Annotated in this window: 29 protein-coding genes and 1 riboswitch; of the genes, 2 read left to right on the top strand and 27 right to left on the bottom strand. The window is 46.2% G+C overall.

Annotated elements, in window-relative coordinates:
* Nucleotides 1-233: 233 nt before the first annotated feature.
* Together MHB85_RS00220 and pth are read right to left on the bottom strand one after the other, a co-directional pair.
* On the bottom strand, nt 234-464 hold the full coding sequence (locus tag MHB85_RS00220; protein WP_017691368.1) for an anti-sigma-F factor Fin family protein: 231 nt from the start codon (nt 462-464) through the stop codon (nt 234-236).
* A 98-nt stretch (nt 465-562) separates the two neighbouring features.
* Nucleotides 563-1,123 carry an aminoacyl-tRNA hydrolase gene (pth, locus tag MHB85_RS00215; RefSeq protein ID WP_036606126.1) on the bottom strand — a complete coding sequence of 187 codons (561 nt, stop codon included), beginning with the start codon at nt 1,121-1,123 and terminating at the stop codon, nt 563-565.
* Between the two features lie 94 nt (nt 1,124-1,217).
* Here pth and MHB85_RS00210 point away from each other — a divergent pair, with 94 nt between their 5' ends.
* Nucleotides 1,218-1,463: a hypothetical protein gene (locus tag MHB85_RS00210; protein ID WP_341072207.1), complete on the top strand. Its 246-nt coding sequence runs from the start codon at nt 1,218-1,220 to the stop codon at nt 1,461-1,463.
* Between the two features lie 105 nt (nt 1,464-1,568).
* Here MHB85_RS00210 and MHB85_RS00205 read toward each other — a convergent pair whose 3' ends face one another.
* The 14 genes from MHB85_RS00205 to MHB85_RS00140 all read right to left on the bottom strand — a co-directional run bounded on the left by MHB85_RS00205 (nt 1,569) and on the right by MHB85_RS00140 (nt 14,524).
* The gene (locus tag MHB85_RS00205) at nt 1,569-2,522 is read right to left on the bottom strand and encodes a ribose-phosphate diphosphokinase (protein WP_017691370.1); all 954 of its coding nucleotides are present in this window, start codon (nt 2,520-2,522) and stop codon (nt 1,569-1,571) included.
* 100 nt (nt 2,523-2,622) lie between these two features.
* Complete coding sequence (gene glmU / locus MHB85_RS00200; RefSeq protein WP_197997996.1) at nt 2,623-4,014, bottom strand: bifunctional UDP-N-acetylglucosamine diphosphorylase/glucosamine-1-phosphate N-acetyltransferase GlmU; 1,392 nt, start codon at nt 4,012-4,014, stop codon at nt 2,623-2,625.
* Nucleotides 4,015-4,091: 77 nt separating this feature from the next.
* A complete protein-coding gene (locus MHB85_RS00195) occupies nt 4,092-4,286 on the bottom strand; it encodes a hypothetical protein (RefSeq protein WP_124118801.1) in 195 nt (64 codons plus the stop codon).
* An 83-nt stretch (nt 4,287-4,369) separates the two neighbouring features.
* Nucleotides 4,370-4,654, bottom strand: coding sequence for a septation regulator SpoVG (gene spoVG, locus MHB85_RS00190; RefSeq protein ID WP_017691372.1), 285 nt, complete (start codon nt 4,652-4,654; stop codon nt 4,370-4,372).
* A gap of 188 nt (nt 4,655-4,842) precedes the next feature.
* Nucleotides 4,843-5,670, bottom strand: coding sequence for a pur operon repressor (purR, locus tag MHB85_RS00185; protein WP_017691373.1), 828 nt, complete (start codon nt 5,668-5,670; stop codon nt 4,843-4,845).
* 97 nt (nt 5,671-5,767) lie between these two features.
* On the bottom strand, nt 5,768-6,622 hold the full coding sequence (ispE, locus tag MHB85_RS00180) for a 4-(cytidine 5'-diphospho)-2-C-methyl-D-erythritol kinase (RefSeq protein WP_036606140.1): 855 nt from the start codon (nt 6,620-6,622) through the stop codon (nt 5,768-5,770).
* A gap of 149 nt (nt 6,623-6,771) precedes the next feature.
* Nucleotides 6,772-6,948: a small, acid-soluble spore protein, alpha/beta type gene (locus MHB85_RS00175; protein WP_017691375.1), complete on the bottom strand. Its 177-nt coding sequence runs from the start codon at nt 6,946-6,948 to the stop codon at nt 6,772-6,774.
* Nucleotides 6,949-7,197: 249 nt separating this feature from the next.
* A complete protein-coding gene (gene veg, locus MHB85_RS00170) occupies nt 7,198-7,473 on the bottom strand; it encodes a biofilm formation stimulator Veg (protein ID WP_017691376.1) in 276 nt (91 codons plus the stop codon).
* A 153-nt stretch (nt 7,474-7,626) separates the two neighbouring features.
* Nucleotides 7,627-8,523 (bottom strand): sporulation peptidase YabG, encoded by an 897-nt coding sequence (gene yabG, locus MHB85_RS00165; RefSeq protein WP_091018332.1) that lies wholly within the window; start codon nt 8,521-8,523, stop codon nt 7,627-7,629.
* Nucleotides 8,524-8,582: 59 nt separating this feature from the next.
* Nucleotides 8,583-9,485, bottom strand: a complete 903-nt coding sequence (gene rsmA / locus MHB85_RS00160) for a 16S rRNA (adenine(1518)-N(6)/adenine(1519)-N(6))-dimethyltransferase RsmA (RefSeq protein ID WP_192136392.1) — start codon at nt 9,483-9,485, stop codon at nt 8,583-8,585.
* A gap of 4 nt (nt 9,486-9,489) precedes the next feature.
* Nucleotides 9,490-10,035, bottom strand: coding sequence for a ribonuclease M5 (gene rnmV / locus MHB85_RS00155; RefSeq protein ID WP_017691379.1), 546 nt, complete (start codon nt 10,033-10,035; stop codon nt 9,490-9,492).
* 155 nt (nt 10,036-10,190) lie between these two features.
* Nucleotides 10,191-11,375 carry a 3D domain-containing protein gene (locus tag MHB85_RS00150; protein ID WP_091018335.1) on the bottom strand — a complete coding sequence of 395 codons (1,185 nt, stop codon included), beginning with the start codon at nt 11,373-11,375 and terminating at the stop codon, nt 10,191-10,193.
* A 273-nt stretch (nt 11,376-11,648) separates the two neighbouring features.
* Nucleotides 11,649-11,902, bottom strand: a riboswitch (cyclic di-AMP (ydaO/yuaA leader).
* Between the two features lie 241 nt (nt 11,903-12,143).
* On the bottom strand, nt 12,144-12,914 hold the full coding sequence (locus MHB85_RS00145) for a TatD family hydrolase (protein WP_192136402.1): 771 nt from the start codon (nt 12,912-12,914) through the stop codon (nt 12,144-12,146).
* Nucleotides 12,915-13,246: 332 nt separating this feature from the next.
* Complete coding sequence (locus tag MHB85_RS00140; RefSeq protein WP_091018341.1) at nt 13,247-14,524, bottom strand: HD domain-containing protein; 1,278 nt, start codon at nt 14,522-14,524, stop codon at nt 13,247-13,249.
* A 317-nt stretch (nt 14,525-14,841) separates the two neighbouring features.
* On the opposite strand from MHB85_RS00140, the gene MHB85_RS00135 reads away from it, so the two are divergent.
* Nucleotides 14,842-15,096, top strand: a complete 255-nt coding sequence (locus tag MHB85_RS00135; RefSeq protein WP_024633700.1) for an AbrB/MazE/SpoVT family DNA-binding domain-containing protein — start codon at nt 14,842-14,844, stop codon at nt 15,094-15,096.
* Between the two features lie 280 nt (nt 15,097-15,376).
* Here MHB85_RS00135 and rsmI read toward each other — a convergent pair whose 3' ends face one another.
* From rsmI to MHB85_RS00080, 11 genes are all read right to left on the bottom strand, one after another.
* Nucleotides 15,377-16,261 carry a 16S rRNA (cytidine(1402)-2'-O)-methyltransferase gene (gene rsmI / locus MHB85_RS00130; RefSeq protein ID WP_036606130.1) on the bottom strand — a complete coding sequence of 295 codons (885 nt, stop codon included), beginning with the start codon at nt 16,259-16,261 and terminating at the stop codon, nt 15,377-15,379.
* Nucleotides 16,262-17,038 carry a tRNA1(Val) (adenine(37)-N6)-methyltransferase gene (locus tag MHB85_RS00125; protein WP_091018344.1) on the bottom strand — a complete coding sequence of 259 codons (777 nt, stop codon included), beginning with the start codon at nt 17,036-17,038 and terminating at the stop codon, nt 16,262-16,264.
* A gap of 95 nt (nt 17,039-17,133) precedes the next feature.
* Nucleotides 17,134-17,502 carry a DNA replication initiation control protein YabA gene (gene yabA, locus MHB85_RS00120; RefSeq protein ID WP_017691386.1) on the bottom strand — a complete coding sequence of 123 codons (369 nt, stop codon included), beginning with the start codon at nt 17,500-17,502 and terminating at the stop codon, nt 17,134-17,136.
* Between the two features lie 28 nt (nt 17,503-17,530).
* The gene (locus tag MHB85_RS00115) at nt 17,531-18,331 is read right to left on the bottom strand and encodes a PSP1 domain-containing protein (RefSeq protein ID WP_053778939.1); all 801 of its coding nucleotides are present in this window, start codon (nt 18,329-18,331) and stop codon (nt 17,531-17,533) included.
* A gap of 117 nt (nt 18,332-18,448) precedes the next feature.
* Nucleotides 18,449-19,420 (bottom strand): DNA polymerase III subunit delta', encoded by a 972-nt coding sequence (gene holB / locus MHB85_RS00110; protein WP_192136391.1) that lies wholly within the window; start codon nt 19,418-19,420, stop codon nt 18,449-18,451.
* A gap of 9 nt (nt 19,421-19,429) precedes the next feature.
* On the bottom strand, nt 19,430-19,873 hold the full coding sequence (locus MHB85_RS00105; protein WP_017691389.1) for a YaaR family protein: 444 nt from the start codon (nt 19,871-19,873) through the stop codon (nt 19,430-19,432).
* A gap of 343 nt (nt 19,874-20,216) precedes the next feature.
* On the bottom strand, nt 20,217-20,546 hold the full coding sequence (locus tag MHB85_RS00100) for a cyclic-di-AMP receptor (RefSeq protein ID WP_017691391.1): 330 nt from the start codon (nt 20,544-20,546) through the stop codon (nt 20,217-20,219).
* Between the two features lie 61 nt (nt 20,547-20,607).
* A complete protein-coding gene (gene tmk, locus MHB85_RS00095) occupies nt 20,608-21,255 on the bottom strand; it encodes a dTMP kinase (RefSeq protein WP_105602451.1) in 648 nt (215 codons plus the stop codon).
* Between the two features lie 217 nt (nt 21,256-21,472).
* Nucleotides 21,473-22,165, bottom strand: a complete 693-nt coding sequence (locus MHB85_RS00090) for an LrgB family protein (RefSeq protein WP_192136390.1) — start codon at nt 22,163-22,165, stop codon at nt 21,473-21,475.
* Entirely contained in the window at nt 22,135-22,485 is a 351-nt protein-coding gene (locus tag MHB85_RS00085; protein ID WP_164783413.1) for a CidA/LrgA family protein, read from the bottom strand. The genes MHB85_RS00090 and MHB85_RS00085 overlap by 31 nt, the downstream gene beginning before the upstream one ends.
* A gap of 608 nt (nt 22,486-23,093) precedes the next feature.
* Nucleotides 23,094-24,920 carry an aminotransferase class I/II-fold pyridoxal phosphate-dependent enzyme gene (locus MHB85_RS00080; protein ID WP_192136389.1) on the bottom strand — a complete coding sequence of 609 codons (1,827 nt, stop codon included), beginning with the start codon at nt 24,918-24,920 and terminating at the stop codon, nt 23,094-23,096.
* Nucleotides 24,921-25,018: the final 98 nt, after the last annotated feature.

Below are 25,018 nucleotides of genomic sequence, written 5' to 3'. Positions count from 1 at the left end.
CATACGCGTAACATCACTATTAAAATGGATACAAATTCCTTTTTGTCCTGTTTCATCATATCGGATTACTCGTAACATTGCCACATCTGTTGATGCGGCTGAGCCTGATTTCGAGATAGCGATGGCTTTCATGCCAACTGAAAAGAAGCCTCAGCAGGCTGCCAAGGCTATAAAAGGTGGAGCGTTATTACGCAACCGCCCTCAACTGTCATTCGATCCTGTACGGGCGATGTCTACTGAAGCGGACTCGCGAGCAGGCTAAGCTCTGGATTGTGCTCCAGGGCTTCCTTACAGTAATCACATGTAATCCGAACGGTAATGTCACCACCGGAATTATACGCTATTATATCCCTCCGCTCGTCGGGGGTCAAGAAATGAAAGCCGAGCTCTACTTCCGTTATCCGGGCAGAATCGATTCGTCCAATAAAGGTACGGCAATGCCTACATACGTAATTCACTGACATGTTTATGCCTCCTGAACATGGTTTATACATCCAGTATGTCCAGTATGGCTGAATTGAACCCGTCTTGTATGATCATTTTATCAGTATGTCTAACAAAATTAACCGTTAAACTTCGCCATTGTTTGTTCAAACGTATGAGTCAAGCTATGCTCCAGAGCATCACATGTTTGCTCAATGGTCTGATCAAGGGCTTCTTTTTCTTTCTTCATGAATGTCGACAGTACATAATCAACAATGGCATGTCCTGGTTCAGGCCGGGATATTCCCATGCGTACCCGGTTAAACTGCTGTGTACCGGTATGCTGAATAATGGACTTGATTCCATTATGTCCGCCTGCACTACCTTGGTAACGCAATCTGACTTTGCCAATCTCTGTATCCATGTCGTCGTACACAACAATCAGATCTTCAAGACTAACTTTATAAAAATCCATATATGCTCGAACCGATTCACCAGACAAGTTCATATAGGTCATTGGTTTGATCAGTACAGTTTTCACACCGCCAATATTGCCTTCTCCAATCAGCGCTTTACATTTATTCTGTGTAATGGAGATATTATGACGATCAGCCAACCGATCCAGTGCCATAAAACCGATATTATGACGGGTTTTGGCATAGTTCGAGCCTGGATTTCCAAGTCCGACAATCCACTTCATCTTGTTCCCTCCTTCGGATTAGCCTGAGGTGAGGCATAGACTTCGAATCTTATATTTCATATAATATCAAGAAAGTAAAGATCGATTTACTGTAGTGTTCACAGTTAATATTTTATCGACCCAGGAAGGTGAGCGGGTTTTGCGCGAAGACAATGGACAACTGACTCAACATAACGATTTTATCTATCATCTCGAATATCACGTACCTGTACAGGTATACGACCGCGACACCCATATTGAGATTGGTCTAATCACACGTTTCGATAATCAATTCGTCGAAATTGCCGACACGCTTTTTCATCGGCGTCGTTTCCGATTTATCTCCCGCCCGGGGTATTAGCTGACCAGCGTCTGTTTCACTTTTAATAAAACGGCACGCCGACAGGGGTTACATTTTCCATTGAACCGGAAAACGTAACCCCTCTACTACTTTATGCAGACATCCTTATTCAATTTCAAACAGCTTGCTGATTGACAATTCCTCATGAACCCGGATAATTGCTTCTCCGAGCAAAGGCGCTACAGACAACACTTTGAGTTTGCTTGTCGGATTAGCATGCGTAATTGGAATGGTATCCGTTACGATGACTTCCTTCAATGGTGCATTCTCCAAACGTTCCATCGCAGGTCCGGACAATACCGGGTGAGTACAGCACGCGTATACTTCTTTTACGCCGCCTTCCATCAGAGCATTCGCTCCCAGTACAATTGTTCCCGCCGTGTCAATAATGTCATCGATCAGGATAGCTGTTTTACCCTCGATGTTACCGATAATGTTCATCACTTCGCTCACATTTGGCTCAGGACGGCGTTTATCGATAATTGCCAGGGGTGCATTCAGGAAATCAGCCAGTTTACGTGCGCGCACTACGCCACCGTGGTCAGGCGACACAACAACCGGATTTTCGATCTGTTTCGACCGGAAATATTGAGCCAGAATTGGCACGCCAAGCAAATGGTCGACTGGAATGTCGAAGAATCCCTGGATCTGCATTGCATGCAAGTCCATCGCGATAACACGGGTTGCACCCGCTTTTTCAATAAGGTTGGCAACCAGTTTCGCTGTAATCGGGTCACGCGAACGTGCCTTGCGATCCTGTCTTGCATACCCATAGTAAGGAATAACGACGTTAATCGTCTTGGCAGATGCCCGTTTGAGTGCATCAATCATAACGAGCATTTCCATCAGGTTATCATTAACCGGCAAGCAAGTGGACTGCACGATATAAACGTGACAACCCCGAACACTCTCGGAGAGTTTCACTTGAATCTCGCCATCACTAAAGCTGGTTGTGTGAGATTCACCCATAGGGATCCCGATATAATCAGCAATTTGATGGGCAAGCTTGGGGTTAGAATTGCAAGTAAATATTTTTAATTTCGAATCAAAATAAGTCATAAAATAAAAACCCTCCGTGCTGGTTCATTGGAATCAATAAGCGTCTGCGACATGTCGGCACCTCCCGATCTTCGGGAGGCAATCTTGTTATCAAAACCCCTTATTGGGGTTTGGCATTTTGTTTCTTGGCTTTGGCACGTCCGCGAATCTTCTCCGCATAACCAGGTTTATTCTCCTGACGTGGACGAGCAATGGCCAGATCATTCTCGGGAACGGAATGGGTAACGGTGGAACCAGCAACCACATAAGCGCCTTTTCCTACCGTAATCGGTGCAATCAGATTGACGTTGCTGCCTACAAAAGCATCATCTTCAATCGTTGTCACAGCTTTATTATAACCATCATAATTGACAGTTATTGCCCCGCATCCAACATTTACGTTTTTCCCTACTTTGGCATCTCCAATATAGCTGAGATGAGATACTTTGGAACCTTCATCAATTGTAGCATTTTTCACTTCAACAAAGTCACCAATTTTTACGTTGCGACCCAGTTTAGTCCCTGGACGCAAATTAGCAAATGGACCTACCGTTGCATCAGAACCAACCTCGGCATTGGATACTACCGAATGTTTAATCGTAACTCCGTCCTGAATAACGCTGTCTTCCACATCTGCCTGAGGACCAATATGACATGCTTCACCGATGGAAGTTGTGCCTTTGAGGATCGTCCCCGGATACAAAACTGTATCTGATCCAATCGTAACATCCGCTCCGATATATGTCGATGACGGATCAATGATTGTCACACCGTTCAACATATGGCGTACGGCAAGACGTTCACGCATGAAGGCTTCGGCTTGCGAAAGTGCCAATCGATCGTTAACCCCGATGGATTCAGCGATGTCATCCGACATGTAAGCCTCAACCACATCTCCATCATTACGCAAAATGCCGATTACGTCTGTGAGATAATATTCTCCCTGAGCGTTCTGGTTCGTTACTTTATCCAGCGCAGCGAACAATTTTGCATTATCGAAACAGTATGTGCCTGTGTTAATCTCATTCACAGCATCTTCCTGTTCGTTGCAATCCTTCTGTTCTACGATCCGCTGTACAGAACCATCTTCTCCACGTATTACTCGGCCGTAACCTTTGGGATTGTCCAACTGAGCCGTAAGTACTGTCGCTGCTGCCCCGCGACTCTCATTGTGATTCATCAGACCTTCCAATGTCTCACGAGTCACGAGCGGTGTATCTCCACAGACCACAATTGTGGATCCTGCTTCGCCGCCAAGCAAGGATTTAACTTGCTGTACTGCATGACCTGTGCCCAGTTGTTCCGCCTGGAGTGCATACTCTGCTCTGGAACCTAAAAATGACTGCACCGCTTCGGCACCATGGCCGACGACAACCACACTGCGTTCAACGCCTGCGCTGAGTGCTGCATCCAGCACATGTCCAACCATAGGTTTACCGCATACGGGATGCAGTACTTTGTACAATTTTGATTTCATTCGTTTGCCTTGCCCTGCGGCAAGAACGATTGCCATTCGTTTCAAAATTAACGACCTCCTGTTCTGAAAAACCCATTGAAATGCATTGCTTATCTATATCCAATGAGTATCGTTCAGCCGGCTTCAAGCCGGTCCTGTTCATCGCCTGCTGTCTCTGTAATCACACGTAACAACGCGGACACCAACGAATCGTGACCTATATGTATACGCCGTGTACCTGCGAGCTTAACCGAATCCCAATGATTCCTAAGATGCCGCCCTGCCACCAAGCGCACGATGCGCTTTTTGTTCTCTGCTAATAAACTCAATACTGAATATATCTTATTCCGGTCAAAAAGAAAAGAGAGCCATAAGACATGGCTCTCTTTTCCTTCGAACCCCAATAATGTTCTTAGGCACCTTCTTCAATGACTTCTTCCTCAGTTGCCGCACGATCGTATTCAGTCAAAACTGCTGCCTGAATCTTCTCACGTGTACCGGAAGAGATCGGGTGGGCGATATCACGGAACTCTCCATCAGGAGTACGTTTGCTCGGCATAGCAACAAACATTCCGTTGTTACCATCAATGACACGAATGTCATGAACGACGAATTCGTTATCGATGGTAATGGATGCGATAGCCTTCATTCTCCCCTCCGAGTTAACACGGCGGAGTCTGACATCCGTAATTTGCATGTGTGTGTTCACCACCTTTTTCCATCAGAACTTGGTGTATAATTCCACACAGCATATACGAACTCCTTCTTTTTATAACCACAAAAATTTCCTAATTTCAGGAATTTTTTTATTTAATACACAATTCGACAACGTTCATGCCAGGTCGATGGAAAAGACCTTTTAACGACATAACATTCGTCATCTTTCTACAGGTCGAAATAGTTTCCAGGCTTGACGGAAATCTGTCTGCTCTTGGCATCAACCGCTGTTAGTTTCGCCAGAGATACATAATCTGTTAACAGGCGTTCTTCTGAATCTACAGAACCAGATTCCACCAGTACCCCTACCCCGGCTACTGTAGCATTAAACTCGGCCAAAAGATCGATCATTCCTTGCACCGTACCCCCGGCCTTCATGAAGTCATCCACAATAAGTACTCTGGAATGCTCACGCATCGCCCTGCGGGACAGGGACATGGTATGCAGACTTTTATGGGACCCGGATACATAATTGATACTTACGGCCGATCCTTCTGTAGCCTGATGGTCCCTGCGTACGAGCACGACAGGCAGGTTGAGCTGGGCACCGGTCGCATAAGCCAGTGGAATTCCTTTGGTTTCTACCGTCATAACCACATCAATATTCATATTGCCAAAGGCCGTTGCAAAAATCTTGCCGGCTTCATTCATCAATGCAGGCTGACCAAGCAAGTCGGACATGTACAGGTATTCTCCAGGCAAGATCCGATCAGGTTGCGCGAGCTGGGTCGAGAGCCGCTCCGCAAATGCCAATGCCAGTTCTCGGGATACCTTCGGAATCCATCTTACTCCCCCTGCTGCTCCAGCCAGTGTATGCAGTTCTCCTGACCCACCTTCTTCGAACACTTCCTTGATAATCGCCAAATCTTCACTAATTGAAGACTTTGCGGCACCATAACGTTCGGCAAATGTGGTCAACGGAATAACCGTATGCGGTCTGGACAATAAGTATTGCGTCATTTCAACCAGCCTTGCGCTTCGTTTTAACTTCTTCACAGAGATCCATCCTCACGATCACGGAAACATCCAAATCCGAATAATTATTTAAGAATATAACACCTTTATACGTGTTTGTACATTATAAAAGCGAATTTTACGTCAACATACGCACAGCGTACACTTCTTTACAGAACCCTCGCAGACCATTGTATATCCGGGCAACCTTGGATTCTTTGGAAACCAGACCAAATACCGTTGGACCGCTACCAGACATTAACACGCCGTCTGCACCCAATCGAATCATGGCATCCTTCAGATGCTGAACTTCCGGATACAGTTTCAACGTTACATCTTCAAGCACATTGCCCATCTGATTACAGACTTCCGTAAATGATTGATTGCGAATAGCCTGCTCCATTTTAGCTGCACTCGGATGACGAACAATCTTGTCACTGCGGAACCTTCCGTACACATCGGCTGTAGACACATTAATCGGAGGCTTGGCCAGAATTACCCAGCATTGCGGCGGATTAGGAATGGGAGTTAACTTCTCACCACGGCCTGTAGCGAGTGCAGTTCCTCCTGTGATACAGAATGGAACATCCGACCCAAGTTCAGCTCCAAGCTCCTGCAGTTCGTGATCCGGTATATTCAACCGCCACAGACGGTTCAATCCACGCAACGCTGCTGCTGCATCACTGCTGCCGCCGGCAAGTCCGGCTGCAACTGGAATCTTTTTATCCAGATGAATATGGACACCCGTACGCACGTTATAGCGCTCCTTAATGAGTCTGGCTGCCTGGAAAGCCAGATTCTTCTCGTCGAGCGGGATATAACCCGCCTGACTGGAGATGAAAATAGTATCTCGCGGCAACTCCGACATTTCCAGCCGATCAGCCAGATCGACCATGGTCATGATCATTTCAACTTCATGGAATCCGTCGCTTCTTTTATGTAAAACGTCCAGCATCAAATTAATTTTAGCAGGCGCTTTTTCGTAAATTTTCAAGGCGTTCACCCGTCCTCACCTTTTCCCTAAGACAACTTAACATATTATATCAAAATGGGGCTGTCAAGTCATTTGTATTCCGCATCTAAGGGGAAAAAGCGGGGTTATTCCTGACGGATTTCCCCGCTTTTCAGTCTGTTTGAATCGGATTAAGATTTGCGGGCAGCCTGCTCAGCAAGTTGAATGGCTCTTTTCACCATGTTTCCTGCATCCTTGGCTTTAATTCCACCCCAACCTTCCTGTTGGACCGTATCATAGAAGCCCAGGTCTTTCGCGAGCTCATTCTTCAGATCCTCTGACATAACACTTCTTCTTCTGCGACTCATGAACCATCCTCCTCCAAAGTATCCTTCATAATGTGATGAGTTCGTTCACGTTTTGGACATCTTGTCATCAGGCTATATTCAGTTTCCTGCATTGCTTTAAGAAACTGTCCTTCACCTGTCCATATAGTATGCCGCGACCGTTCCTCGCTCATTCCTGAGTATGTATGGGTTACGTTAGAGGACGAATTGGTGTTTAAAAAAACAAAAAAGCGATCCGCCTTGTGGGGCGAATCGCCTGTAAATCGATACTTACGTCTCCATATAGGAGCTATGCGTCTGGCTGCCCGGGTCATAAACCATGACTTCCACCGACTCCGTAAGTATATCCGCATAACTATAAGATACTCGCTTGAAGGTTTCTTGCTCCTCATCAAGCTTAACAATAAAAACAGAAGGGTACGTTTCTTCCAATACACCCGTACGCTCAATGGTCTTACGGCGGCCACCATTAGCCCGCAACATAATTTTCTGACCAATATGTGCATCGAGATTGCGTTTGATATCCAACAGCGTGTTTTTAGCCATTGTCGACGACCACCTCTTTTCTTGTCCATTATACCGGATTTTACAGTCATTGTCAAATCAAAACTAATTATTATATCAGCATCAAAAAGTTGTTGTCAATGAATTTTTTTGCAAACAAAAAAAGCCCCAAATTGGGACTTTAAATGGCCTACATCAGACTGCCGACGGGTTCACTTTTAACGTAGATAAATCATTCAGCCCAGGCAGACCTACCCGGTAACTCCCCCGTGTCTCGACACCACCCACACCCTGGCTACCACTGATGGTATTGTGCAGAACATCACTCATATTGACCGTATCACGCACAGATGTGAAGGAGGCCTTGGCTGCCACATAGACCGGGTCAAGTGCATGAATGAGAATTCTGCCTGGAGAACTGGCAAAGTTCGCTCCAGCGCGCAGCAGTGCCTCAAAATGGGACTGACAGGCCCCTGCCACAATAGTGAGTGCGTCCAGATGGCGTTCATATTGTCTGGCCACCTGAATGGCCGACACAAAATTTTGCGAGTTCTTGTAGCTACCAAGACTATATAAGTCATAGGGCTGACGTGTCTTTAGCACCCCATCATGACCCGTAATAACTACGATATCCGGACGTACTTTGGGTAATAAGCGGTATAAGGTATCTGCCATTGCCGATTCATGGACATATTGTCCCTCTGCGGGCACACGAAGTTGCTCATAGAGATCCATACTTTTTTTCAAATAGTTCGGATCTCCATCCAGATGAAGCACCTTTCCAGGCATTTCAAAATAAGCCGGTTCCTGCTGAGCAGACCAATCCTGTACCAGACCTTCGCGATTCCGCTCAGCCTGTTCCATACGATTCTGCTGCAGGCGGGACAGGGTCTGATGTGCTTTAACATGCGCCTGTCTGGTCTTGGCGCTTTGCGGTTCATAGGGAACCTGTATCAAATCGTCCACCGGGGAATCGGCAAGCAGCCGGAACTCAGTCCCTTTAATGACCGCAGCATCCAACTGGAGGCCTTCCACCCGAAAAGTCACATCGCCGCCGTATGACTTCCGAACGACCAAGTCTCCGATATTCATCAACGTAATCACCTCTACCCCATCGTATGGGCAGAGACCCGGTTTGGTTCATTCAAATTTTACAGCGCTGCACGTACCCCTGCTTCCCACATTACGGTGCTGAGTGTGGCATACTCTTGCAGACTCAACGTCTCTCCACGTCGGGACGGTTGAATACCTGCCTGCTCCAGCAGAATGTCTGCCTGTCCCCGGTTATCCTTTGTGAAGAAACGTGCTTTCAAGTTGTTTGAGATTGTTTTTCTCCGCTGGGCAAAAGAAGCCTGTACCACTTCGAAGTAGTGTGCTTCATCCGGAATCTCCACTGGCGGTTGCTCGCGCACTTTCAGCTTAATGACAGCCGATTCCACATTAGGTTGCGGAATGAAGACCGTGGGCGGCACAATACACACAAGCTCCGGCGTACTGTAATACTGAACTGCGATGCTTAGACTGCCGTAATCTTTTGATCCTGGTGCAGCAGCCATCCGTTCAGCCACTTCTTTTTGGATCATGACAACAATACTGTCTACCGGCAGCTTCTCTTCCAACAGTTTCATCATGATTGGAGTCGTTACATAATAAGGCAGGTTAGCCACGACACTGACTTTGTCCACGGATGCAAAATCCGTATTAAACAACTCAGCCAGATCAAGCTTCAACACATCCCCATGATGAACACGTACATTCGAATAAGGCTGCATCACTTCTCCCAGGATTGGGATCAAGCGCTGATCAATCTCTACGGCTGTGACAGGACCGGCTACCCGAGCCAGTCGCTCCGTAAGGGCTCCAATACCCGGCCCGATCTCTAGTGCGCCCTTGGACTCGTCCAGGTCGGCTGCATTAACGATTTTGTTCAGTATATTTTGATCGATCAGAAAGTTCTGACCCAGACTTTTCTTAAATGAGAATCCATGTTTTTGAATAATCTCCTTCGTTCGCTTGGGCGTTGCAATTTCTATCGTATCTTCCATGTCCTTCATATGCTCACAATCCTTCACGTTCAATTTGCGCTAATGCTGTAGAGAACTCTTCCCGTGTAATCTGAAATACACTGAGACGTTTGTGGAACTGCTTACCGTTACAATAACCGATGCCCAGCAGATTGCCCATCTCCATGCGACGTGCAGCAGCCTGCGGATGCACGATAAGTCCTGCCGCGATCAGGTCCTCCCAATCGATCAGACTCGGAGCACCTTCGTATGATGTATGTACGCGCGCCAGAGCATGACGGATCGCCTCTGGTGAGGCATTCTCCACCCCAATGTCTCCTTTGCGCGTTGCATCGGCTTCCGGAATGAAAGCATGCTTGCATCCAGGCACCTTATTCGCAATAATTTTACGAATGCGTTCGCCGGCATGATCCGGATCTGTCAGTACAATGACTCCCCGTCTCTCCTGAGCAAGCGCAATCCGCTTCAGAATGCGTTGGTTGATGGCTGATCCACCTGTTTCTATTGTATCGGCTTCCACGGCCCGACGGATGGCTACCGTATCATCACGGCCTTCCACCACAATGACTTCTTTTATCATGTTCCATTTCTTCCTTTCTAACGCAAAAAGAAGAGGAATATCCTCTTCTCTGCCAAACGGCGGGGGAGACTGAATTCAGACTCCTCCGCCGCATATTCCGCATGAATCATTCATGCAACTATTTTATAGCATTCCCATTTCAAAGTAAAACGATTTTAGTTCGCTTCCGGCTTCACCGGACCGATCACGTAGACCGTCTTGCCTTTCTTGCGTCCAAAATTCAGGGCATGCTTCACACTGTCATAATACACATCAATTTTGTTCCCTTTAATCGCACCGCCTGTGTCTTCCGCACGACGGAATCCCAGACCTTCGATATATACCCACCAGCCAATTGGAATGACTTTGGGATCAACCGCAATGGTGCGCCCTTCCGTTACACGAGTACCGGAAGCTGTTTTAGTTCCAATGCCAGGCTCTTCAGAAGAGTAGGCAGTCATGGATACATTTTTAAGTACTTTGGAGTATTTAAAAGAAGTCCCGGATACGGTAATCACTTTGCTGCCCGAGGCAGATGTTTTCTTCGAGTTCGTTGTTGTAGCCTTTTTGGTTGTTGAAGTTTGAGCCGATACGGTCTGAATCTCAGGTTCTTTCACGACCGGTTTTGCTTTGGTGCCGACAGCGATCACTTTATCTACACGATTATTCGCGACAGATTTGCGGACCATTTTTTTGGAGACCAATTCTCCATCCTGAAATACCTTTTCGATATGCTGCACAAGTTTGCCTTCTTTGCCGTTCACAACGACACGGTTATCCCCTTTGTACAAGCTAGGGTCAGCCGTTTTAATGACTTTGTAAGCGATCGGTTGCTCTACTTCGACTGTACGCTTTGTTACGCGCACTACACGGATCTTCATCTCCGCTTTGATCGCAGTTCCAAGCGCCGGATACACTTTATCATTACTTTCAACTTGAATACCTGATTTTTGAATTGCATCTTCTACCGATGAATCCGTTGTATACAGAGTCTTGGTGTCTCCGTCTGCCGTAATGTTAACTGGAACGGCCCGCTCAATAACAATTCGGTCTCCATCTGTAATTGCCCCGTTCATGGACATGGATACCTTATCGTGAGGGCTGACTGTGATCGACTGCTCCTCCAGCATTTCCTGAAGCATTCCTGTACGAGTCTCTACCACCTGAGCTTTGCCATCAATAACCAGTGAAATTTGTTTCCCGGCCTGACCGTAAACGACTAACAAGATCATGATTGTAAGCGCAATTGAGAAAATCGCGATCAATGCCATTTGACGCATGTTCTCATGCTTCCACCGCAACGCGAAAGACTTACTGGATGATCGTGACTCATGGGTCTCTTCTGGTTGGAATGTGCCCACTTCTCCGTCCTCCTTCATAGCCTCGCCGTCTAAAGTAATGCATGATGTCTTTGACGTGACTATACCAAATTTTCTACAGAACACAGATTGGACCAACATAATCCGGTTCTGCACCATGAATCAATCTTCGCAACATGATGTCATCCTCCTGAATACCTACCGTATGATGACAATATTTCTTTTATTCAAAAACAAAAAAGCCAAAGAAAGAGTGTAAGAGGAACTCTTTCGTGGCTTCCGAATGATTTTGAATATCGGAAATTCATGCACGAGGTTGCCTCTCTTTTTCCGCTTGCGAGGTTAGCTGTCGGGTTCGGGCGAAAGAGAGCCGCCCTATCTTGGGTCACCCGCTCATGGCGGACGCCCTTGAATTCACCCCGAGACCCAAAGAAGAAATCAAATACGGCTTCGCAGATCCCTTCGCTGCTTTTGGGTCAGCGAACGTTGCGCATCGGCCAAATACACCGATGTTTAAGCCCTATTGGTTCCCCCGCTCTCCGTTAACGGAGACTCAGCGAGACTGATTCATGAAAGTAATGTTGTTTCATCGGAAAGTGTCCCTTTGTTCATCCCCCGAACATCTGTCCAATTTTCCGCACAACAATTCACTGAAAAGATGATATCCTGTTTTGATGCATGTTGTAAAGCGTTGATCAAGTACGTTTTTCTGAATATTTGGTTAAAATATTGTAATATTCTTGATTTATTTGGATCAAAGAGCAAATTACCTCCGCTTACCTGCCTTTTTCGCCTCATTTGCTCGTTTTTTTAACGAATTCCAAATCGTTCCATGGCATTTTTGGTTGTTATTGCAGCAATTTCCTCCACCGAAATGCCTTTAATTTCCGCAGCTGCCTCTGCAACCAGACGTACATGCGCTGTCTCATTTCGCTTTCCACGATAAGGGTGAGGTGTCAAATATGGAGCATCTGTTTCAATGAAAAACCGGTCCATAGGAACCTTCTCCAGCACCTCTTTGGGCTGCTTTGCATTTTTGAATGTGATCGGTCCTCCGAAGGAGAGATGGAAGCCCATATCGAGACAACTTTTGGCTGTTTCCCAGCTACCCGAGAACGAGTGCATCACACCACCAACTTCACCCGCTTTCTCTTCACGCAAAATTCTTATGATATCCTCATGTGCATCCCGATTATGGATGACAATCGGCATGTTTACTTCACGCGCCAAAGCAATTTGTTGTCGTAATACGCGATGCTGTATTTCTTTTGGTGATGTATCCCAATGATAATCCAATCCAATCTCACCGATCGCAACCACTTTTTCATGTTTGCATAAAGATGCAATCCACTCCAAATCGCCGTCCTGCATTGTGATCGCATCTACGGGATGCCACCCTACAGCTGCATATATAAAGTCATATGTTTCAGCGAGTTTCATTGTGGTTGGAATTGTCTCCCGGTTAAAACCAATGTTGATCATGCGACCAACTCCTGCATCCACAGCACGCTGAATCATGTCCTCGCGGTCCTCGTCGAATTGTGGTGCATCCAGATGTGTATGTGTGTCGAACAGCATCATGTCTGTATCTCCCTTCATGTCGAAATAACGACTATCTTCTTTTTCAAAATCACATTTGTAAAATTCAATAATTCAATGACTCATACATAAAACATTTTGGGTATCTGTGTATTACATCATTACGTTTGTTTCTTCACAACTACAATATATAGAAGATATACGGATATTCTGATCTATATATTGCTATTTGTGCTTATTCTCCCTGCTTGCATTTACAAAATTATGTCGATCTACATATACGCCCCATTAAAGCAGATTACTGTATCATGAAAAATAGCTCTTTTAGAAAGTGTTTTGATATCGAAATTCTTCATCGGATTATACCCACACGATTACAAGAAATAGGGGCGTATATGTGACGGTAATTCGTGAATAATCGCATCCACCTTGTTTTGCGGGTAATACAAATGATGTTTCCCTCGGTGAAGCCCACTGATGGAACGGACAATGTCAGATACTTCTGACAACTCACGTAAATTGTCCTGTCGATCCAGAAGAAGAATCTGCTTATCTGTGGATTCATCCGGACGAAACACATCATACGGATTATCCGAGGGAAAATCAATTTCAAGATCATATTCGGGATCGAGACCAGCCTGTACAAAAGCTTCCCGAATCTCTTCCATCATTGTCAAGTCGACCTGTTCAAGCTCTACATACTTATATAACTTGCGATCCATAAAACGTTCGCATAACTCACTTAGAACAGTATCGTCCTCCTTTCGCCACTGTGTAAATGCCGTCTGAATTAAGGCTTCATCCAACTGCAAATATTCATCTACGGATAATTCTCCTCCAAATAATTGAGGGAGTGGATCAATCATGAAGCGAAATTGAAAACCATGCTGTATGAGTGTTTTTGCTCGCTTGAATATTTGCCGCAATATAATTTCAGAACTACGAGTTACCGGATGGAAGTAAATCTGCCAATACATCTGGTACCGAGACATGAGGTAATCCTCCACAGCATGCATGCCTGACTCCTTGACTACAATCCGCCCATGATAAGGACGCAGCATCCGAAGGATACGATCAAGGTCAATCGTGCCGTAATTTACACCTGTAAAATAGGCATCCCTGAGCAAATAGTCCATTCGGTCTGCATCAAGCGGACTGGTCACCAAGTTCACCACAATCGGCTTTTCATACGTTTTTTGAATGACAGACGCTACTTTCTCAGGAAAATCAGGAGCATACCGTCTTAAGATCGCCCCTACTTCGGTATCACCTGTAATAATGCGACAAGTCCAATCTTCGTGATTCATGTCAAAAGCTTCCTCGATGGAGTGAGAGAATGGCCCATGCCCGAGATCATGAAGTAGAGCTGCACACAGAGCTACAATCTTTTCTTCCTTCGGCCAATCCGAATAATGACTTCTTTCAAATTGAGAGATGATCTTGCGTGTGATCTCATAAACACCTAGTGAATGTGAGAACCGACTATGCTCTGCTCCGTGAAAGGTAAGGTAAGAAGTACCCAGCTGACGAATCCGGCGTAGACGCTGAAATTCCGGGGTGTTAATTAACTGCCATATAACCGGATCTTGCACGTGGATATAATTATGTACCGGATCTTTGAATACTTTCTCTTCCGTTAAACGTTGTTCCATGTCGACTCACTCCTTTAATTCCTTTTATATTAACGCTTTGAGCTCTGCGATTCACCTAATATTCGACACCATATGACGAACTTTGTCGAATGAAGTAGTTTTGTCGTTTTCCAAATCGACAAAGCTGACATTGAGGTTTAAATGCGAAAAACTGCTGCCAATCCCTTACCACCAGTAACCTTGTGAAAAACACCCTTAATTTTAAGCTAATTTTAAGGTTGACTGATTTGGGAATCGTTGGTATGATGAGTATCATAAAACATAAAATAATGTCGAATAATGACAAAGATAGTTAGCTGAGAGGAGCACTGATTATAATGATGAAATCAACAGGTATTGTAAGAAAAGTGGACGAACTGGGACGGGTAGTTATTCCAATTGAATTGCGCCGTACGCTCGGTATTGGTGAAAAAGATGCTCTGGAAATCTACGTTGACGGCGAGCGCATCATGTTGAAAAAATACGAGCCTGCTTGTATCTTCTGTGGTAATGCAGAGAACGTTACTTACTTCAAAGGTAAAATTGTTTGTAACGAATGTATTTCCGAAATCCCTGCACCTGTGACAAAATAAGAAAAACCAGGTATACTGGACTTATCTAAATTGTTATTTCTAACCTTTTAATATTCCTTAATAGCCTTCCCGGTGTGAACCCCACCGCGGAAGGTATTTTTTTGCCTTGTTATGGGTTCCATTACCCAAAGTGATTCTGTCACACGCGAACTGGGAGACAACGATGAAATTTGTTCGGAATTTTTTTAGCCACTCTGCTCTTTTTAATATTCCACTAAGGTTGGATATAAGCTTCTTTTCAGGTTATGTTCCCCACAACAGAAGATATTTGGTAAGATTACTACTCGATTAATGCATTATACACATCCCGCTTCGCCAGACCGCGATCGGTAGCCGTTTTTTTCATTGCATCTTTGCGGTTGTGTCCTTCACCCTCATAATGGCTGACATGATCCGCGAGTGACATGAGCTGCCACCATGCTTCGCGCTCAGCCTTACGCTCCTCTTCCTTAATGCCTTCTACCAGCAAACAGTACTCGCCAAGAGGCGGATGTTCTTCAAGCCAGTCTATGCATTCCCTCACAGTGCCCCTTGCGAATTCCTCATGACGCTTGGTTAGTTCACGTGCCAGGACAATCGAGCGATCACCCAGAATTTCTTCAAGGTGGACTAATGTTTTCCGGATACGGTGAGGCGATTCATAAAATAACAAAGTCCCGTTGGATTCGTCAAACGCCTCCAGCACTTTTCGCATGTCCTTTTTCTCCCGCGGCAAAAAACCGCCGAATGTAAAACGCTCCGTCGGTAATCCGGACACGATCAGAGCAGACAATGCAGCGTTGGGCCCCGGGATGGGAATGACCGTTATTCCGGCTTCCAGTGCAAGCTGCACAAGGTCAGAACCAGGGTCCGAAATGGCTGGCAAACCAGCATCGCTGACGAGTGCCAAATTTTTTCCTTCTATTATATAGCGTATCAGTTCAGGTCCACTCGCCCCCTTATTATGCTCATGATAACTAAACAGCATCGAAGGTGTAATTTCAAAATGGGTAAGCAGCTTTCGGGTCTGGCGTGTATCTTCTGCTGCAATGATGTCACAACTCTGCAATGTCTTGATGGCACGGAAGGTCATATCCTCCAGATTACCAATGGGTGTTCCAACCAGATAGAGCTTGCCTGATCCTTCAGGCTGCTCCGCATAGCTTTTTTGAATATGCAAAGTCATCTAAAGCCCTCCTTTCGTAGTACGCTCAGGTTGCTGACCATAGTAAATATCCATAATCTCTTCGCAGTATTTCCCCTCTTCATTGTAGACAATGAGTGGAGGAAGCATCCTTACTTCGGGTTTACCATCTTTCATTCCTTCAATTAACACCATGTTGGCTTCCAAATGAGCACGGGGATGTACCATCCGAATCCGTTTTGGTTCCAGCTTATACTCACGCATGAGCGAGATAATCTCTGCAAGGCGCTGCGGACGATGAACCATCGATACTTTGCCGCCATTACGTACAAGTCGACTGCAAGCTTGTATCACTTCTTCCAGGGTACATCCGATCTCATGACGTGCCATTGCCTGATGTGTGTTCATCTTGAGATCACTGCCATTCAGAGGCATGTATGGAGGATTAACCGTTATTGCATCGTATACAGCATGTCCTGTTTCTTTCACGAGTTCTCGCAAATCACCTTCACGAATCATAATCGACTCATCCAATGCATTTAATTGCACACTGCGACGCGCCATATCAGCCAAACGTGGCTGAATCTCGATCCCTTCCAGACTAGCCTGCGTACGTGTTGTAAGCAAAATGGGAACCACCCCGTTACCCGTACACAAATCAAGTACACGACCCCGTTTAGGTACCGAAGCAAACCGGGCTAATAATACGGCATCCATCGAAAAACTAAACACTTCATCACTTTGAATGATTCTCAGATCATGAGAGAGCAGATCATCAATCCGCTCTGACTCATGTAACACAACTTCATTTGCTTTCATATGTTACGCTCATCCTCCGGTACTCTATATCTCATGTTCGTTTAGTTTAGGTTTATAACCTTGAAAAAAAACCGTAGGGGATCCCTACGGTCACTTCATTTATTCAAAAAAGACAGGCAGAACAGACAATCGCCTTCCGTCCGCAAATGTCCATAATAGACGTTGCAGATATGGAAGCCTTCGTGATACAACCGGGCTAGATTATCATACCCTTCACCCACAACATCCTCGCCTGTAGCCGGACCTGCTGGTCTTGCTACAGGAGCGAGTGCTGAGGAGATCGGCAGATCTGCCGGAGCCTCACGTTTGAGCAGTTTGCGTAACTGCTCATTCTCGATGGTAAGCCGCTGATTATCTTCAAGCAGCTCCTTCACAATCATTTTTAACTCTCCTAAATCACCGTGCAACTGACCCAGTTGGGTTTCCATTTCATGAATGTGCGTAAACAGATTTTTCTTTTCCAAGTTTCCACCCCGAAGCAACCTTTATGGTTTACTTGATAACGACGTCATCCAGCGGAAGTTCTTTGACTTTACTGATGTCGAACAGTTGAACATGGACTGTGCGGCTACCGGCATTAATTCCGACAACTTTTCCTTCACCCAATGAGGTGACGACCAATTTGCCTACAGCTGGCAGTTCTTCTCTCACACTTTCATAGTTATCATGCTCAAATTTCAGACAGCACATGAGTCTTCCGCACAACCCTGAAATTTTCGTCGGATTCAGTGACAGGCTCTGATCTTTAGCCATCTTGATTGATACCGGCTCAAAGTCTCCCAGCCAGGAAGAACAACACAACACACGGCCGCAAGGTCCGATTCCACCAAGCATCTTCGCTTCATCACGTACACCAATCTGTCTCAGCTCGATTCGTGTCCGGAATATGCTTGCCAGATCCTTGACCAGCTCCCGGAAATCAACTCTTCCTTCAGCTGTAAAATAAAATATAATTTTATTGCGATCAAACGTAAATTCCACATCGACCAGCTTCATTTTGAGGCCATGGTCTTTGATTTTATTTAAACAAGTACCGAATGCTTCTTTGGCTGCACGTTTGTTCTCATCAACCACACGGGCATCTGTCTCGCCCGCAACGCGGATGACTTTCTTCAGCGGCAACACCACATCGGACTCGCCCACTTCCTTCTTACCTACGACAACCTTACCGTACTCAACCCCCCGCGCTGTCTCCACGATAACGCAGTTTTCTTTCTCAATGGGAAGGTCCAGGGGATCGAAGTAATAAATTTTGCCCGCTTTTTTGAAACGGACACCCACTACACTGTACAAAAAATTAACCCCCTTGTAAGCCAACCCCACTTCGTCTGAAGCCCCGTCTTCTTAGGGAACCGGCCGAAGTTATAACCGTTTGCATATGATTGGAGCTAACTTTGCCCTCTCCCAGTCTTATGCCAAACCGATCAAAAATTGCTCCAGACAAAGCTGGCCATTGACGTTGAAACGCAATTTTTTTCTGCATGCTGCGGCCATATCCATATAGGAGACCCACTGCTCTGTGCTGCGGGTATGTGCCAACTGAGATAACATGTCTAACTGATCTATAAAAACGATATGTTCATGCCTATCGTACTGAACATACAGCATGTCCCTAAACCATAGATGGAACAAACTGAGTAACATGTCCAGGTGTTCAGAGAGTCCGGTTTTAAAAAGCTTCTGCTGTGCAGAGATCAATGATGTACTTCCTCTACCCAGGGACTCCTTCCCTAATTGTAACATTACGTTTCTAATTTCTGCAAACCAATTCTGCTGGAGAATTTCTCTACATGCTTCCAATCCTGACGCTAAATGGACGGCAGAGCGAGCCAGATTGGCAGGGTTCCCTTCCTCGATCAGGGATTGCAGCATCTCTTCCGGATTAAGTGCGCTGAACGGCACCAATTGGGAGCGTGAGCGGATTGTTGGCAACATGGCCTGTCCATTATCTGTAATCAGGATGCCGACTGCTGGTACCTGCGGTTCCTCCAGAAATTTGAGCAAACTGTTTGCTGCCTGCACCGTCATTTTCTCAGCTTGTTCTATAATATATACTTTGGGATGTCCTGCCTCTGATCGGTATGAAAAAATACGCTGCAGATCCCGGATTTGATCTATTTTAATGTTGTTTCCATCTGGCGCAAGCATGGTTAGATCCGGATGGTTACCATGATCTACCTTACGGCATTCAAGACACTGCCCACAAGCGTCATCTTCAAGCTCTGTACAGAATATTGCCTTGGCAAAGGTAATTGCCGTCTTCCGTTGCCCACTACCAGCTGGACCGCTAAACAAATACGCATGGCTTATTGCATGACGTCTCAAACTGCTTTGTAACATTTGCTTGGCCGCTTGTTGACCCATAATCTGTTGAAAGGACATACTTCCTCCTCAGAAGCTTAAATTAATAAGCATCCCCCGAATTTCCCCTACTTGTTGTAATAGAGAGATTTTTCCTTCTTCTGTATCCAGCAGTTCATCAGCCATGGATAACAGAGCGGAGTCAATTTCATCAATCAGCTTATAACGCTTGCCTCTGCCACGACGATCCCAACCCCTTGTCTCTTTCATGGATACACCGCGACGAACGGTCTCTTCCAGGAACCTTTTAACAAGTTGCTTATACGCCTTCAGTTCACGAATCGTCATGGAACGTGCCAAGCGATCTCCCTGAAGCTGGATTTCACTAAACCGGCGATTCAGTTCAGCTTGTGAGGCCCGTTCCCCCTGGTGATTCATCATATCAGAGAAATTTTTGGATTGAACCGGTTTGGAACCTGAATCAGTAGAACTGATCCCGCTCTGAATCGGTCTGAATCCAGGATTGATTTTCATGGATACGCCCGCTTTCTATCATAGTTAGCCAATCGCCCATCAGCACAGTGCGCGTTGCGCCTGTGCGTGAGAATGAGGCTTTTATATATGCTGATCACACTCTATATATAATGGTAGATACACATCACCATCAAGGACTTGTTCTTTGTAGTCAACCTCTTTCCGAAATGAACCATTCCCCCAGCTGGGAAATGCAATCCGGAAAGAGTATGCTGATTCTTCTCATCAAGAAAGGCGTTCCGTAAGTGGCACGCACGAACTCTGTTAACTCTTCTTGCATCCATCGTTTCCAACATGCTATCGATCATGAAGGACCCTCATGAGATCCATGCAATAGGTTTAATTAGAAATGTTCGAAGCGATCTACCGGGAGAACAAATACAGTAGCTCCGCCTACTTGAACTTCAACAGGTAGCGGCAGGTAAGAGTCGGTTGTTCCACTCATCGGTGTGACCGGAGTCACGAGCTGTTCACGAACCTTACAGCTGCTGCGAATGACGTTCATTACGGATTCGACTTGACCATCATCGACACCGATCATAAACGTCGTGTTGCCTGCCTTCAAAAATCCGCCCGTACTGGCAAGCTTCGTTGCCCGAAAGTTTGCTTTGACCAATGCGCTGGATAATCGGTTGCTGTCTTTATCCTGTATAATCGCAACAATCAGTTTCATCCTGCATAACCTCCTTTAGAATAAGCACCTTTATCAAATGCCCTGTCTATATATTAGACAATTACTCGTCAAAATCCTTCAAAATCCCTGTCTCCAGCGACAAAATCATTGCTGCCAAGACATCCTCCTGCTTCATGGAAGCATCGATAACTCTGAATCGTTCCGGGAACTGCTCTTTTAATAGGAAGTAACCCTCTCGCACTTTACGGTGAAACTCCAGATTTTCCAGATCCAGACGGTTCACTTCTCGGCCATCATGAGCATCGATCCGGGCAAGCCCCACTTCAGGCTCAATGTCCAGATATAAGGTCACATCCGGCATGAGATCACCGATCGCAAAACGATTAATGGCCCATACATTCTCTATCCCGAGTCCACGGGCGTAGCCTTGATAGACCAGACTGCTATCGACAAATCGGTCACAGATGACTGCTTTTCCAGCTCTCAGCGCAGGCTCTACTTTCTCCGCCAGATGCTGGCTGCGTGCAGCTGCATACAATAGCGCTTCGGTTCGAGCATCCATTGCCGTATGAAGAGGGTCCAGAATAATCGAACGTATTTTCTCCGCAATCTCAATTCCACCAGGCTCTCGGGTAACTACGTAAGGTATACCCCGTTCTTCAAAATAAGAACCTATTCTACCGATCATCGTTGTTTTACCGGAACCCTCTCCCCCTTCCAGCGTAATGAATTTACCTCTGCCCTGCATATGCTTCCCTGCTTTCTATGTCGATAATTGCATCTATTGCTGCTGTAATTGAAAATGCTTAGACCCTCTTGCTACAGGATATGATTTCCCCCGCCCAGAGGTGTATAGCTACAGCTATATCGGTACGTAATAATAACACCAAGATCATACAAGCTTGTTTCTTTCTATCATACTATAGGTCAGCAGTTACTCCAACATGAACAACAAACTAAAGCGCTCAACCGTAGATGATCCATACCCATAATGGAAGCATAATTGATCCGGCAATGGCACTTACAATCATGGAAACTGAACTGAGGGCTACCGCATTCTCTCCATACTCAAAAGACCTTGCCATGCCGAGGGCATGAGATGCTGAACCCAGTCCAATTCCATAGGCATGTTTACTGCGAACTTTGGCCCATTTCAAGAGCATCGGCCCCAATAATATCCCTGAGAATCCTGCAATCATCACAAAAAGCGATGTGAATGAGGCATTCCCTCCAACCTGATTAGCGAGTTGAATAGCCACAGGAGTGGTCACGGATTTTGGCAATAAAGCGATGACCATTTCCTGAGGATAGCCAAGCAGAATGGCGATTAAAGCCCCTGTGGACACACCTGTAATACTGCCTCCGATCGTTCCGCCCACAATTGGAATGATATTTTTCTTCAGCACATGCAGGTGTCTGGACAAGGGAAAAGCGAGAGATACAACTGCTGGGCCCAAGAGCTCCTGTATCCATTTGCCACCCAGCATGTACGTATCCAGCTTTATACCGGAAATCACCAAGATAAGGATCAGTATGGCAGTCGTTGTAAGTACAGGCATAAGTATTGGCCATCTCAGCCTTTTATATAGACGAGTGGCTGGAATATATACAGCGATAGTTAGCGCGATCATTCCAATTCCGAGGATGAATGCTGACAAGTGATCGCCTCCTTTTTGCCTGAATGAGACGATCTCCATGTCATAAGCCACTCACTTAATTTGGCAGATATCAGACATGTGATTAATGTGCTAACGATCAAACCAAGAACTAATAATAATGTGTTAGCTCTAAAAAAATCAAAATGATTAATGATGCCCACAGTAGGTGGAATGAACAATAATTGTAAATGGGATTGAAGCCACGTTGACCCTTCTTCTCCCCAGCTCATTTTGATCCATCCCAGTTGAATGGTGACAAACAATACCAGCATGCCCACAATACTACCTGTTAACGGCAGATGTAATACAGCTTGAATCAAGTTTCCAATCCAATAAAAACCGTACATCAACAAAACTTGCAGGACTATTCCTGTATATTTTTTTAGCGGAATACCCAAAGTGTTCCCTTCTTTCTTATGTCTATCTGTATAAGTTGAACTAGAGTGGATCTTCATACCTGCCGAAAGCAGGAACGTAACTGAACGTGTCTGGAGCAGAGCACGGGGCGGAGCGCTAACGACCCTGTGACGTCTTATTCAGCGATTTGAAGCGTCCGCAGCAATCTAAGGAATCTGAAACACGCTATATTGGAATAACCAGCCGTTTACAGCGTGTTTGTTGGGTGAATTTGGTTAATAACATGTCTCAGGTTCCTTACAAAATAAAAGGAGGACTCGAAGGCCCAAATAAGACGTCCTCGGTTCCTTAGAAAATCGTCTGGACAATTCGCCAGGTCAGCAATCCTTGACTTCAAGATGTTGAACCTGACATTCTTCAGCGTATTGCATGCCTGAGTTTTGAAGACACACCCTAGCAATTAAAATAATGACCAAGAGACCCTCACATATGTAGGGTCCGATATCGCTATCCGTATTGGTCATATTGCCTACCTATTGGTGAATGCAATTCAGATCTTCATGTATTCCCTTCATTCCTTCATAACCTTCAATACCTGTAGAGATGCATCAGATACCCCATGAAACTTTGCACCCTCATCCCGAAGGAGGTGTATACGAGCCACCATCGATGTACTAATACGTTCACCAGAATATACAAGCGGTATCCCTGGAGGGTATGGAATAACCATCTCGGCTGATCTACAACCCGCGCTTTCTTCTATCGGGACATTGATCGTATCCATCTCTACAATCGGTTGCAGTGTAAAGGAAATCGGTTCCGAGTGGCAAGTATTTTCTTGTAAATTGTTCCACGTGGAAATATAATGGGCCGAACCTTTCGCAATCTGTTGCGATGGCTCTGCATTGGATTGGACCTGCTCATGCCCATCGGCAGAGCTGATATGGTGTAAAGCCTGCAACAGGTGCTGAGCATCTTGCACCGTTGAGCCTAGGCTGAAGAGCAAGACGACGTACCGTTCGTCGCTCATCTCGGGCACACAGCCGCATGCTTCCAGCTGCTGCTGTAGCCCATAACCGCTCAGCACCCCTGTGCCGTCATAGATGACGGCCTTGAATGGGTCCTGAGCGGTATACCCCGCGGCAGATGGCATCGCCGCCGCGGTCAGGCCCTCCCGTGTCTGCTGCGCAGCGGACACGGACAAGCCAGCCGGCTTCGCTGTTCCGGCTGGCGTTTCTGGCTGCAGCGGCTGTGCAGGCTGCAGCAACTGGAAGCGCGGCAGCTCCGCGAGGCCGCGCTTAAAGGCTTTCACGGCGGCGAGCCCCGCCGTGAAAGTGTTCGCGCCCTGCACATGCAGTAGCCGGCGCGCAAGATCAAGCGAAGCCATCACGGGGTATGATGGGCTTGAGCTTTGCACCATGGCCAGGCGCTGCCTTAACAGGGACCGGTTTAACCGTGGTCCCTGAATGTGCAGCATGGCACCCATGGTGAAAGCCGTCAGCATCTTATGCGTCGACTGCACAACACCGTCTGCTCCGCATGACAGTGCAGAGACTGGCAGCTCCGGATGCTGCCCATAATGCGCGCCATGCGCTTCATCCACGAGCAGTGGCATGCCAGCAGCGTGGCATACTTCGGCTATGGGCGTCAGATCAGCGCCCATGCCGTAATAATTGGGCAACGTGACTAATACGCCCTTTGCCTCAGGGTAGGACTGGACAGCAGCCTGAACCGTCTCTACCGACGGCATGACCGCAAGTCCAGACGCAGGATCGACCCACGGCTCCAGAAATACAGCTCTTGCGCCCGCCAGCATCAACCCGTGAATAACGGATTTATGTACATTCCGCTGCACCAGCACAATACTATTCAGCTCATCACACACAGTAAGAAGTAAGGATAGATTACCAGCCGTACTTCCACCCACAAGGAAGAAACTCTCCTCTGCTCCAAAACAATCTGCCGCAAGCTCCTGCGCTTCCTGGATCACACCTTCTGGATGATGCAAATCATCGGTGCCCGTAATCTCCGTGACATCCATCTCCATCATCTCGAGAAATGAACGCACTGGTGTCAGTTCTATTTCCGAATGAGCCCCTTCATCGCTGAGTCGTTCCCCACTCCCCATGTTAGCCCCATGTTTCTCCACTGAACTGAATTGCTCTATCCTTCCGTTAACGTTCCCTCCTGCATCGCTCTGAATCTCTCCGTTGTGCTGGTGTTCCTCATTAACGATATCCTTAACTGGAGGTTGCCCTGCTTCTGCTTGTTCTACCAAATGTCGATAAGCTTGACCATTCTTATGCCCAGGCACATGAAAAGAACGCTGCTTCGAATCACGATACGCAAGCAACGCTTCATATAAAGGGGCTCTACTTGATTTATTTTTATGATCCATGAAATAACCATCCTGTACATATATAATGTGCGCCCTACGCGCTTCAAAATGCTTCCTAATCCAAGGGAACGCACTCTTCCCCATCTCCACACGCTCTA

This window comes from Paenibacillus sp. FSL K6-4396 (genome assembly GCF_038002525.1).
Taxonomy (GTDB): Bacteria; Bacillota; Bacilli; order Paenibacillales; family Paenibacillaceae; genus Paenibacillus; species Paenibacillus amylolyticus_B.
The sequence above is the reverse complement of the archived record's forward strand: the minus strand, read 5'-3'. Positions and strand labels throughout refer to the sequence as shown.

Excerpts from the sequence above, each read along its gene's own strand:
- MHB85_RS00100 (WP_017691391.1), bottom strand. The coding sequence starts at position 20,546 with ATGAAACTGATTGTTGCGATTATACAGGATAAAGACAGCAACCGATTA.
- tmk (WP_105602451.1), bottom strand. The coding sequence starts at position 21,255 with ATGCAGGGCAGAGGTAAATTCATTACGCTGGAAGGGGGAGAGGGTTCC.
- MHB85_RS00220 (WP_017691368.1), bottom strand. The coding sequence starts at position 464 with ATGTCAGTGAATTACGTATGTAGGCATTGCCGTACCTTTATTGGACGA.
- pth (WP_036606126.1), bottom strand. The coding sequence starts at position 1,123 with ATGAAGTGGATTGTCGGACTTGGAAATCCAGGCTCGAACTATGCCAAA.
- spoVG (WP_017691372.1), bottom strand. The coding sequence starts at position 4,654 with ATGCAAATTACGGATGTCAGACTCCGCCGTGTTAACTCGGAGGGGAGA.
- MHB85_RS00105 (WP_017691389.1), bottom strand. The coding sequence starts at position 19,873 with ATGAAAATCAATCCTGGATTCAGACCGATTCAGAGCGGGATCAGTTCT.
- MHB85_RS00205 (WP_017691370.1), bottom strand. The coding sequence starts at position 2,522 with ATGACTTATTTTGATTCGAAATTAAAAATATTTACTTGCAATTCTAAC.
- MHB85_RS00145 (WP_192136402.1), bottom strand. The coding sequence starts at position 12,914 with ATGATGCTGTTCGACACACATACACATCTGGATGCACCACAATTCGAC.
- rsmA (WP_192136392.1), bottom strand. The coding sequence starts at position 9,485 with ATGAAGGACATGGAAGATACGATAGAAATTGCAACGCCCAAGCGAACG.
- MHB85_RS00080 (WP_192136389.1), bottom strand. The coding sequence starts at position 24,920 with ATGGATCATAAAAATAAATCAAGTAGAGCCCCTTTATATGAAGCGTTG.
- rsmI (WP_036606130.1), bottom strand. The coding sequence starts at position 16,261 with ATGACTTTGCATATTCAAAAAAGCTATGCGGAGCAGCCTGAAGGATCA.
- MHB85_RS00135 (WP_024633700.1), top strand. The coding sequence starts at position 14,842 with ATGATGAAATCAACAGGTATTGTAAGAAAAGTGGACGAACTGGGACGG.
- holB (WP_192136391.1), bottom strand. The coding sequence starts at position 19,420 with ATGTCCTTTCAACAGATTATGGGTCAACAAGCGGCCAAGCAAATGTTA.
- veg (WP_017691376.1), bottom strand. The coding sequence starts at position 7,473 with ATGGCTAAAAACACGCTGTTGGATATCAAACGCAATCTCGATGCACAT.
- MHB85_RS00175 (WP_017691375.1), bottom strand. The coding sequence starts at position 6,948 with ATGAGTCGCAGAAGAAGAAGTGTTATGTCAGAGGATCTGAAGAATGAG.
- MHB85_RS00125 (WP_091018344.1), bottom strand. The coding sequence starts at position 17,038 with ATGAAAGCAAATGAAGTTGTGTTACATGAGTCAGAGCGGATTGATGAT.
- MHB85_RS00140 (WP_091018341.1), bottom strand. The coding sequence starts at position 14,524 with ATGGAACAACGTTTAACGGAAGAGAAAGTATTCAAAGATCCGGTACAT.
- glmU (WP_197997996.1), bottom strand. The coding sequence starts at position 4,014 with ATGGCAATCGTTCTTGCCGCAGGGCAAGGCAAACGAATGAAATCAAAA.
- rnmV (WP_017691379.1), bottom strand. The coding sequence starts at position 10,035 with ATGATAAAAGAAGTCATTGTGGTGGAAGGCCGTGATGATACGGTAGCC.
- yabG (WP_091018332.1), bottom strand. The coding sequence starts at position 8,523 with ATGAATATCGGAGACTTGGTCGTTCGGAAGTCATACGGCGGCGATGTG.